At 74.9% G+C, this 9,077-nt stretch carries 10 protein-coding genes; 3 read left to right on the forward strand and 7 right to left on the reverse strand.

The annotated features are described in order from the left end of the window. Positions 1-163: 163 nt before the first annotated feature. The 3 genes from G3I53_RS30555 to G3I53_RS30565 all read right to left on the reverse strand — a co-directional run bounded on the left by G3I53_RS30555 (position 164) and on the right by G3I53_RS30565 (position 2,907). A complete protein-coding gene (locus tag G3I53_RS30555; protein WP_164335499.1) occupies positions 164-742 on the reverse strand; it encodes a sugar kinase in 579 nt (192 codons plus the stop codon). Then, positions 739-1,887 carry an ROK family glucokinase gene (locus tag G3I53_RS30560; RefSeq protein ID WP_164335501.1) on the reverse strand — a complete coding sequence of 383 codons (1,149 nt, stop codon included), beginning with the start codon at positions 1,885-1,887 and terminating at the stop codon, positions 739-741. Before G3I53_RS30560 ends, G3I53_RS30555 begins: the two co-directional genes overlap by 4 nt. A 270-nt stretch (positions 1,888-2,157) precedes the next feature. Beyond that, the gene (locus G3I53_RS30565; RefSeq protein ID WP_164335506.1) at positions 2,158-2,907 is read right to left on the reverse strand and encodes a GntR family transcriptional regulator; all 750 of its coding nucleotides are present in this window, start codon (positions 2,905-2,907) and stop codon (positions 2,158-2,160) included. A gap of 116 nt (positions 2,908-3,023) precedes the next feature. Between G3I53_RS30565 and G3I53_RS30570 the strand changes: the two genes are divergently transcribed. After that, a complete protein-coding gene (locus G3I53_RS30570; protein ID WP_164335503.1) occupies positions 3,024-4,046 on the forward strand; it encodes a Gfo/Idh/MocA family oxidoreductase in 1,023 nt (340 codons plus the stop codon). A 71-nt stretch (positions 4,047-4,117) separates the two neighbouring features. Here the strand turns inward: G3I53_RS30570 and G3I53_RS30575 are convergent, their stop codons facing one another. The 3 genes from G3I53_RS30575 to G3I53_RS30585 all read right to left on the reverse strand — a co-directional run bounded on the left by G3I53_RS30575 (position 4,118) and on the right by G3I53_RS30585 (position 6,638). Further along, positions 4,118-4,546, reverse strand: a complete 429-nt coding sequence (locus G3I53_RS30575; protein ID WP_164332476.1) for a PaaI family thioesterase — start codon at positions 4,544-4,546, stop codon at positions 4,118-4,120. Positions 4,547-4,618: 72 nt separating this feature from the next. Continuing rightward, positions 4,619-5,296 (reverse strand): response regulator transcription factor, encoded by a 678-nt coding sequence (locus tag G3I53_RS30580; RefSeq protein ID WP_164438982.1) that lies wholly within the window; start codon positions 5,294-5,296, stop codon positions 4,619-4,621. A 94-nt stretch (positions 5,297-5,390) separates the two neighbouring features. Beyond that, positions 5,391-6,638 carry a histidine kinase gene (locus G3I53_RS30585; protein ID WP_164438983.1) on the reverse strand — a complete coding sequence of 416 codons (1,248 nt, stop codon included), beginning with the start codon at positions 6,636-6,638 and terminating at the stop codon, positions 5,391-5,393. 180 nt (positions 6,639-6,818) lie between these two features. On the opposite strand from G3I53_RS30585, the gene G3I53_RS30590 reads away from it, so the two are divergent. Next, positions 6,819-7,019 (forward strand): hypothetical protein, encoded by a 201-nt coding sequence (locus G3I53_RS30590; RefSeq protein ID WP_164332978.1) that lies wholly within the window; start codon positions 6,819-6,821, stop codon positions 7,017-7,019. A 119-nt stretch (positions 7,020-7,138) separates the two neighbouring features. On the opposite strand, the gene G3I53_RS30595 is transcribed toward G3I53_RS30590, so the two are convergent. Further along, complete coding sequence (locus G3I53_RS30595) at positions 7,139-7,765, reverse strand: dihydrofolate reductase family protein (RefSeq protein WP_164332979.1); 627 nt, start codon at positions 7,763-7,765, stop codon at positions 7,139-7,141. Positions 7,766-7,957: 192 nt separating this feature from the next. On the opposite strand from G3I53_RS30595, the gene G3I53_RS30600 reads away from it, so the two are divergent. Next, positions 7,958-8,746, forward strand: coding sequence for an SDR family oxidoreductase (locus G3I53_RS30600; RefSeq protein WP_164438984.1), 789 nt, complete (start codon positions 7,958-7,960; stop codon positions 8,744-8,746). Positions 8,747-9,077: the final 331 nt, after the last annotated feature.

Below are 9,077 nucleotides of genomic sequence, written 5' to 3' on the forward strand. Positions count from 1 at the left end.
GGCCCGGCCCGCCCGCTGCGGCGACGGCCGCACAGGCCGCTCGAGTCGTTCGGGCCGCCCGGGCCGCACAAGGCCGCCCGGCCGCCGGGGCGACGCCGGACCGGGGCCCCGGTCACGGGTCGGAGGTGGGGGCCCAGGGACCGCTCGACCGTCCGTCAGCGGATCAGGGCACCGTCTCGGCGACGACGTACACCCTGGGCAGGCCCGGCTTGGACCGGTTGACCACGATGTCGTGCGAGGGCTCCGGGTCCTTCCGCTCGCGGGTGAGGCCCGACCAGGCGCCGGGGCCGTCGAACCGCCAGCCGGTGATCCCGCGGTCCCGCTCGTTGATCGGGATCTTGCCCTCGCCGAGGTCGTCCACGGTGGCGCCGAGGCTGGTCAGGAAGGTGTTCAGCCCCGCGTCGGTGGTCTCGAACTCGACGTAGAGGCGGCTGGTCTTCCAGTTGTTGGTCTCGTAGTAGGCCACCCACGACGCCGGGTGCGGGATGGGCACCTGGTAGATGCGGCGCTGCACCTTCGACGGCCAGCCCTCGGTCAGGCCGGTGGCCGCGTACTTGGCCGCCTTGTCCTTGCCGCTGGCGCGGCTCTGGGCGCCGGAGACCACCAGGTATCCGGCGGGGATGCCGATCAGCAGCACGATGATGAGCAGGGTGAGGGCCCGGCGGCGGATCATGTGCCGCCGGTCCTCGGGCGGGCGGGGCCTGCCGGGCAGCCCGTTGCGGTGGGCGAGGTCGGCGCTCACATCGCCTCCCTGGCGGTACGGCGGGCCTCCACGTACCGCTCGTAGCGCTCGTACCGCTCGACGCGGCGGCGCTTGGCGCGGCGGAAGCGGCGGGCGACCAGGCGGGCGAGGTCGGCGGCGCCGACCATGCCGGCCTCGGGGCCGAGCTGGGCGCGGACGATGTGGGCCTCGGGGCGGTAGCCGCGGCCGGTCAGGTGGCGCTTGAAGGCGTCGCGGGCGGGACCGATGAGCAGGTCGTCGGCGGCCGAGACGCCGCCGCCGACGACGAAGCAGGACGGGTCGAGGGCGGCGGCCAGGTTGGCGATGCCGACGCCGAGCCACTGGCCGATGTCCTGGAGCAGTTCGACGCACATGGCGTCGCCGTCCCGCGCGAGTTCGGTGATCATCGGGCCGCTGATCTCGGCGATGTTCCCTTTGACGTGCTCGATGATCCCGTAGGCGACGGGCGAGTCGGCGGCGGCCAGTTCGCGTGCCTCGCGGACCAGGGCGTTGCCGGAGCTGTACTGCTCCCAGCAGCCGCGGTTGCCGCACGGGCAGCGGTGGCCGCCGGGCACGACCTGCATGTGCCCGAACTCGCCGGCGACGCCGTACTTGCCGCGTTTGACCTGGCCGTCCTCCAGGATCGCGCCGCCGATGCCGGTGCCCAGCGTGATCATCACGAGGTGGTCCTCGCCGCGCCCGGCGCCGAAGCGCCACTCGGCCCAGGCGGCGGAGTTGGCGTCGTTGTCGACCAGGACGGGGACGGCGAGACGGCCGGCGAGGCGGTCCCGCAGGGGCTCGTTGCGCCAGGACAGGTGGGGGGCGAAGAGCACCCGGTTGCGGTCGGCGTCGACCCAGCCGGCCGCGCCGATCCCGACGGCGTGCACGTCGTGCCGGTCGGACAGGTCCAGCACCAGTTCGACGATGGTGTCCTCGACCACTTTGGGACTCTTGGACTTGTCCGGCGTCTCCGTGCGCAGCTTCTCCAGGATGTTGCCGTCCGCGTCGACGACACCCGCCATGACTTTGGTCCCGCCGATGTCGATGCCCACCGTCGGCACCCGGGGCGCCGACAGGTGTGAGCGTCGCTCCCGGGTGCCGACGGTTCTCAGGACCGGGGCACGGCGGGAGCCGATGGGGGCGGTGAGGTCGCGGTAGGTGCTCATCGGGTGCGATTCTGCCGCACGCGTGGCCCGATTGCGGTACGCCGAAGGTCAGGGTGGTGTGGATCATTTTCCGTCGCGGACCGTCGGTTGCGCACTGCGGTACGCAGCGTCACGAGCCGCGTCGGCCGCCGTCCGCGCGGCCCGCTGCGGACCCGCGGACAGCAACCCGTCACATTGTCCGGACAAAGTACGCCGTGGGTCGTAGGCGTCGCCCGCGCGTGCCGCCGTGGACCGTGGGCGTCGCCCGCGCGTGCGGGCGACGCGGGGGTCTCAGGACCGGACGAGCAGCTGGAACTCGAAGGAGTAGCGGTCGGGCCGGTAGGTGTGGGTGCCGTACTCGACCGCGCGGCCGTGGTCGTCGAAGGTGATGCGCCGCATGGTGAGCAGCGGATGGCCGGTCTCCTCGCCGAGGCGCTCGGCCTCGGCGGCGGAGGCGGCGCGGGCGCCGATGGTCTGGCGGGCGCTGTGCAGGGTGATCCCGGCGGCCCGCATGAGCCGGTACAGGCCGGTGGCCTCCATCTGCCCGGTGTCCAGTTCGAGCAGGCCGCAGGGCAGGTAGTTGCACAGGAACGCCATCGGTTCGCCGTGCGCGAGCCGCAGCCGTTCGATCCGGTGCACCTCGCTCGCCTCGGGCACGCCGAGCGCGGCGGCGATCTCGGCGGAGGCGGCGACGACGGTGTTGACCAGGACCCTGGTGGCCGGCCGCTGTCCGGCGGACTCCAGGTCGTCGTAGAGGCTGCTCAGTTCCAGCGGGCGTTTGACCTGGCTGTGCACCACCTGGGTGCCGACGCCGCGGCGCCGCACCAGGAGTCCCTTGTCGACCAGGGACTGGATGGCCTGGCGGACGGTCGGCCGGGACAGTCCGAGCCGGGCGGCGAGCTCTATCTCGTTGCCCAGGAGGCTGCCGGGGGTCAGTGCGCCGTGCTCGATGGCCGCTTCGAGCTGCTGGGACAGCTGGAAGTACAGCGGGACGGGGGAACTGCGGTCCACGCGCAGCTCCAGCCGGCCGGTCGGGTCCACTCCTGGTTTCGGCACGGCCCGAGCGTAGCCCCGCGCGTTGTTGACGGGAAGTAGTGAAGTTCGATTGTCCGGACATACGGATTGACAGGAGGGGGCGGGGGCCGCACTTTGATTCCATGCGCATCGGGGTCATCGGTACAGGCCGCATCGGCACCATTCACGCCCACACGCTCAGCAGGCATCGCGACGTCGGCTCGCTGATCCTCACGGACGCCGATCCGGCGCGCGCCCAGGCGCTCGCCCACCGGCTCGGGGAGACGGCGGCGCCCGGGGTGGACGAGATCTACACCTGGGGCGTGGACGCCGTGGTGATCACCACGGCCACACCGGCGCACGCCGAACTGATCGGTCGGGCAGCACGCGCGGGGCTTCCGGTGTTCTGCGAGAAGCCCATCGCCCTGGACCTGGCGGGGACGTTACAGGCCATCGCGGAGGTGGAGACGGCCGGGACGGTCCTCCAGATGGGATTCCAGCGCCGGTTCGACGCGGGCTACACCGGCGCGCGTGAGGCGGTGCGCTCCGGGCGGCTCGGCCGCCTGCACACGGTCCGGGCGATGACCAGCGACGCGGAACCGCCGCCCGCCGGGTATCTCGCCCAGTCCGGCGGCCTGTTCCGGGACACCCTGATCCACGACTTCGACATCCTGCGCTGGGTGACCGGCCGGGAGATCACCGACGTCTGCGCGGCCGGGTCGGACGCCGGGCCGGCGGTGTTCCGGGAGGCCGGCGACGTGGGCACGGGCGCCGTCCTGCTCACCCTGGACGACGGCACGCTCGCCGCGGTCACGGCGACCCGCATGAACGGCGCCGGATACGACGTGCGGATGGAACTCGCCGGGGAGCGCGACCAGATCGTCGTGGGGCTCGACGACCGGACACCGATCGCGTCCACGGAGCCGACCGGCCCGCCGGCCGCGGACAAGCCGTGGACCGGTTTCCTGGAGCGCTTCGCGCCGGCCTACGAGGCGGAACTCGTCGCCTTCGTCGAGGTGGTGCGCGGCGAGCGGCCCAACCCCTGCGACGGGCGGGAGGCGCTCCAGGCGCTGCGCATCGCGGAGGCGTGCGAGCTGTCCCGGCGGGAGCGCCGGGCGGTGCGTCCGGCGGAGATCCCGGGCGGGCAGGAGGCGGCCTTCGGCTGAGCCGGGACGGGCGCGCCCCTTCACCGGTGCCGTGGCGGCCCCCACGGCACGCGCGCCGCGTCCGTCCCGGCTCAGGGTGTCGCGACCGGCAGGACGGTGCCCTCGGCGACGGCGCACAGGGTCTCGGCGCCGTCGCCGTCCACCGTGAACAGGTCGCAGCGGACGACGGCCCGGCGGCGGCCCGCGTGCACCACCTCGGCGCGGGCCCGCAGGGTCCGTCCGGTGGCCGGGCGCAGGTACTGGATGGAGAAGCCTCCGGTGAGCACGTGCGGCCCGAGCACGGTGCCGCCCGCGAAGGTGAGCGCGTTGTCGGCGGCGTAGGACACCACACCGCCGTGCAGGAAACCGTTCTGCTGGTGCAGTTCCTCCCGGACGTCGATCTCCAGGGTGGCGCCGCCGTCCCCGAAGGCGGTCACCCGCGCGCCCACGAGCCGGCTGAAGGGCTGGCTGTCCAGGACGTGCCGGGCGGCGGTCAGGTCGAGAGCGGGCGGCGGGGTCATGGCGGCGGGGCTCCTCGGGAGGCGTCGGAAGGTGCAGGAAGACGAGGGAAGGGGGTCCGGGGGCGCCGGGTGCTACGGCGTCCCGGGCGGGTCCTCGGGGAGTCCGGCGTCGTAGGCGAGCAGGGCGATCTGCACCCGGTTGTCGAGGTCCAGCTTGGCCAGGATGCGGGAGACGTGGCTCTTGACGGTGGCGACGCTCAGATAGAGCTCCGCCGCGATCTCCGCGTTGGCCAGGCCCCGCCCGACGGCGACGGCGACCTCGCGCTCCCGCTCGTTGAGGGTCTGCATCCGTGCCCGCGCGCGGGCGCGCCGGGTGTCGGCGGCGGTGCCGGCCGCGTGCGCCATCAGCTGCCGGGTGACCGCGGGCGACAGCACGGGATCCCCGGCCGCGACCCGGCGCACCGCGGCGACGATCTCGGCGGGCGGGGTGTCCTTCAGGACGAACCCGGCGGCGCCCGCGCGCAACGCCCGCAGCACCTGCTCGTCGGCGTGGAACGTGGTGAGCACGATGACCTGCGGGGCCTTCTCGCGGCCGCGCAGCGCCTCGGTCGCGGCCAGCCCGTCCACCGTCGGCATCCGGATGTCCATCAGGACGACGTCGGGGCGGGTGCGGTCGACGAGGGCGCCGACCTCGCCGCCGTCGGCGGCCTCACCGACGATGTCGATGTCGTCGGCGCCGCCCAGCATGAAGGACAACCCGGCCCGCACCAGCGGGTCGTCGTCGACGAGGAGCACTCTGATCGCAGTCATGGGCGGTACGTAATCACGGCGGGGCGGTGCGGCGACACGGGGTGCGGGCCGGCCGGTCCGGCGGCGGGGGACGGCGCGCGGTGCCGGGGCCGGGTCACGGCCACGGCAGCCGGGCCCGCACCTCGAACCCGCCGTCCGGGGTGGGCCCGTGCTCCAGGGTGCCGCCCGCCAGGGTCGCCCGTTCGGTGAGCCCGATCAGCCCCTGCCCGGCACCGGGGACGGGCGGTACGGCGTCGCCGGGCGGCGGGTTGGCCACCGTCACGTCGAGCCCCTCCCCCGGTGCGCCGGTGACGGTCACGGTGACCTCGGCGCCGGGGGCGTGCTTGCGGGCGTTGGTCAGGCACTCCTGGGCGATCCGGTAGGCGGTGCGGCCGACGGCGGCGGGCACGGCGTCGGCGTCGGTGACGCGCAGGGCGAGGACGACCTTCATGCCCGCGTCGCGGGACTCGGCGACCAGGGTCTCCAGGGCGGCCAGCGTGGGCTGCGGCCGGCCCCCGTCGTCGGAGTCCCCGGCCCGCAGCACGCCGATGATCTCCCGCAGGTCCTGGAGCGCCTCGTGGGAGCTCTCCCGGATCACGCCGGCCGCCCGCGCGATCTCCTCGCGCGGCGCGTCGGGGCGGAACTCCAGCGCGCCCGCGTGCACGCTCAGCAGGGTCAGCCGGTGCGCGAGGACGTCGTGCATCTCGCGGGCGATGGCCTCCCGGGCGAGCCGCTGCGCCTGTTCGGCACGCAGCCGGGCCTCGGTCTCCGCCCGCCGGGCCCGGTCCCGCAGGCTCAGCAGGAGCTGCCGCTTGGACCGGACGAACATGCCCCAGCCGACGACGGCACCCGTCAGCACGGCGAGCAGGACGACCGCGGCGGTGTACGGCAGGTCGGGGTCCGGACGCCACCAGAAGTAGAGCGGAACCAGGGCGAGTTGTGCCGCGCTCACCCAGGCCACGTAGCGGAAGGGCCGGTGCACGGCGAGCGTGAACAGGGCGATCATGGCCACGCCGCCGGAGGTCTCCGAGACGAAGCTGACCGGGACCATGGCGACGGCGAGCCCGAGCGGCCGGCGGCGGCGCAGCCAGAGCGCGGCACAGGAGAGCGCGCCGAGCAGCTGGTCGACGGCGATCAGGGCGGGCGGCACATCGCTGTGACTGAGCGTCTCGGCGCCCAGCAGGCCCACCACCACGGCCAGCAGGAAGCATCCGAAGTCGACGACCCAGTCCCGCAGGGTCCGCCGGGGGCGGCGCCCGGAGCGGTCCGTGCCGGGGTCGAGCTCGTGCAGGAGGGCGGACGGGAAGAACCATCGCGGCCCCGTGAGCACCGGGGCGGTCTGCGCCGCCTTGTCACCAGTCACGGTCGACAAATCTACGCAGGGGGCCGGGCGGCGCGCCGCGTCCCGGGCGGGATCGGATACCGAAGTCGCGGCGGCGCAGACTTTCGGCGCACCGGCCGCCTCGGACCATGGTCCTCCGTCGCCCCGGGGCCGTCCCCCGGCCGATCCGGGCGGGGGCGCGGCCGCGCGAGAGTCGACGGCATGAAGCAGACGCTGGAGGTTCTGGGTTTTCTCGCCGTGGTGCAGGGGCTTGCCGGTCTCGTGAGCGAGTTCACGGACTGGCACTGGGGGGTGGTGCAGCGCGTCGGCTTCCTCGACGGCTACGAGCTCTACGCGAGTCTCGCCCTGCTGGTGCTGGGCGGCGCCCTGTTCGCCGCCGCGGAGAGCCGGGCGTCCGGCTGACCGCGACCGCTGACCGCGACCGGCTTCACCGCTTCCGGCTGACCGCGTTCGGGCGGCACCGTCCGGGCGGGCCGTCCGGGCGGGCCGTCCGGAGCCGGTGTGCGGACCGGTCCCGTCCGTCAGGCGTCCTCCGGCAACTCGAACGCGCCGTACTCGGGGCGCCCGGCCGGGGCGTAGGTCTGGATGGAGACGCCGGTGCCGGTGACGCTGCCGCCGGTGCGGCGGAAGGCGGTCGGCAGGAAGCCCTCCCCGAACAGGCGGCGCCCGGCGCCCAGCACGACGGGGAAGGTCACCAGGTGCAGGGCGTCGACCAGGTCGAGGGCGAACAGCGACCGGGCGAGGGCCGCGCTGCCGTGCACCTGGAGCTCCCCCTCGGTGCGTTCCTTGACCGCCGCCACCTCCTCGACGAGCTCACCGGTGAGCACGGTCGTCGGGGACCAGTCCGGGTCCGTGAGGGTGCTGGAGACGACGTACTTCGGCAGCGTGTTGAGCGGCCCCGCGATCGGGTGGGCGGGGTCGGTGACCTTGGGCCAGTAGGCGGCGAAGATGTCGTAGGTGCGGCGGCCCAGGAGGAAGGCGCCCGCGCGCGAGAAGCTGTCGGCGGCGAACCCGCCGAACTCCTCCTCGACGAAGGGGACGGTCCAGCCGCCCTGGCGGAAGCCGTCGGAGGTGTCCTCGTCCGGCGCGCCGGGAGCCTGGTGGACGCCGTCGAGGGTGACGAAGCTGGTGACTACGAGCCGGCCCATGGCGGGACCTGCCTTTCCGGTCGTTCACGGGTGGGACGTCAGGGGTCCCGGGGGATGCATACCGTTTCGTCCCGGGTGGGACGCCATGGTGCAGACCGCCGCCGGGTCCGCCACTCATCGGTCGCGGGCGTCCTCGTGGACGACGTCCGTTGCCCGCCGGCACTCCCGGGGCGCGGACGCTGGGATGGACCCATGACGGAATACACCCATGTGCAGTCCCCCGGGAAGACGAGTGAGAAGGCCGACGGGAGGTCCCTGGCCGGCCGGGCGGCCCTGGTGACCGGCGGCAGCCGCGGAATCGGCGCGGCGACCGCGCTGCGGCTCGCACGGGAGGGCGCGGACGTCGCGGTGACGTACGTGCGGGACAAGGAGGCCGCCGCGGAGGTGGTCCGGGCCGTCGAGGCGCTGGGGCGCCGTGCGGTGGCGCTGCGCGCCGACGCCGGTGACGCCGGGGAGGCGGCCGGCGCGGTGGCGGCGGCCGTGCGGGAGCTGGGCCGGCTCGACGTGCTGGTGAACAACGCGGGCGTCGGGGTGCTCGGTCCGGTGGAGTCCCTCACGGACGCCGACGTGGACCGGGTGCTCGCGGTCAACGTGCGCGGTGTCTACCTGACCTCCCGCGCGGCCGTCGCCCACCTGCCGCGCGGGGGCCGGATCATCACGATCGGCACGTGCATGACCCAGCGGGTGCCCGGGCCCGGCGGGACGCTCTACGCCATGAGCAAGTCGGCGCTGGTCGGCCTCACCAAGGCGCTGGCGCGCGAGCTGGGCGGCCGGGGGATCACGGCCAACATCGTCCACCCGGGGCCGATCGACACCGGGATGAACCCGGCGGACGGCCCCCACGCGGACGGCCAGGCGGCGATGACCGCGCTGGGCCGGTTCGGCACGGCGGAGGAGGTGGCGGACACGGTCGCCCACCTGGCGGGCGCCGGCTACGTGACGGGCGCGGAGTTCGCGGTGGACGGCGGACACGCGGCGTGACGCGGGCTCGCGCGGGAGCGGGTCGCGCGGGGTCACGCGGGAGCGGGTCACGCGGGAGCGGGGCACGCGGGAGCGGGGCACGCGGGAGCGGGGCACGCGGGAGCGGGGCACGCGGGAGCGGGGCACGCGGGAGCGGGGCACGCGGGAGCGGGGCACGCGGGAGCGGGGCACGCGGGAGCGGGGCACGCGGGAGCGGGGCACGCGGGAGCGGGGCACGCGGGAGCGGGGCACGCGGGAGCGGGGCACGCGGGAGCGGGGCACGCGGGAGCGGGGCACGCGGGAGCGGGGCACGCGGGAGCGGGGCACGCGGGAGCGGGGCACGCGGGAGCGG

This window comes from Streptomyces sp. SID14436 (genome assembly GCF_010548465.1).
Classification (GTDB): domain Bacteria; phylum Actinomycetota; class Actinomycetes; order Streptomycetales; family Streptomycetaceae; genus Streptomyces.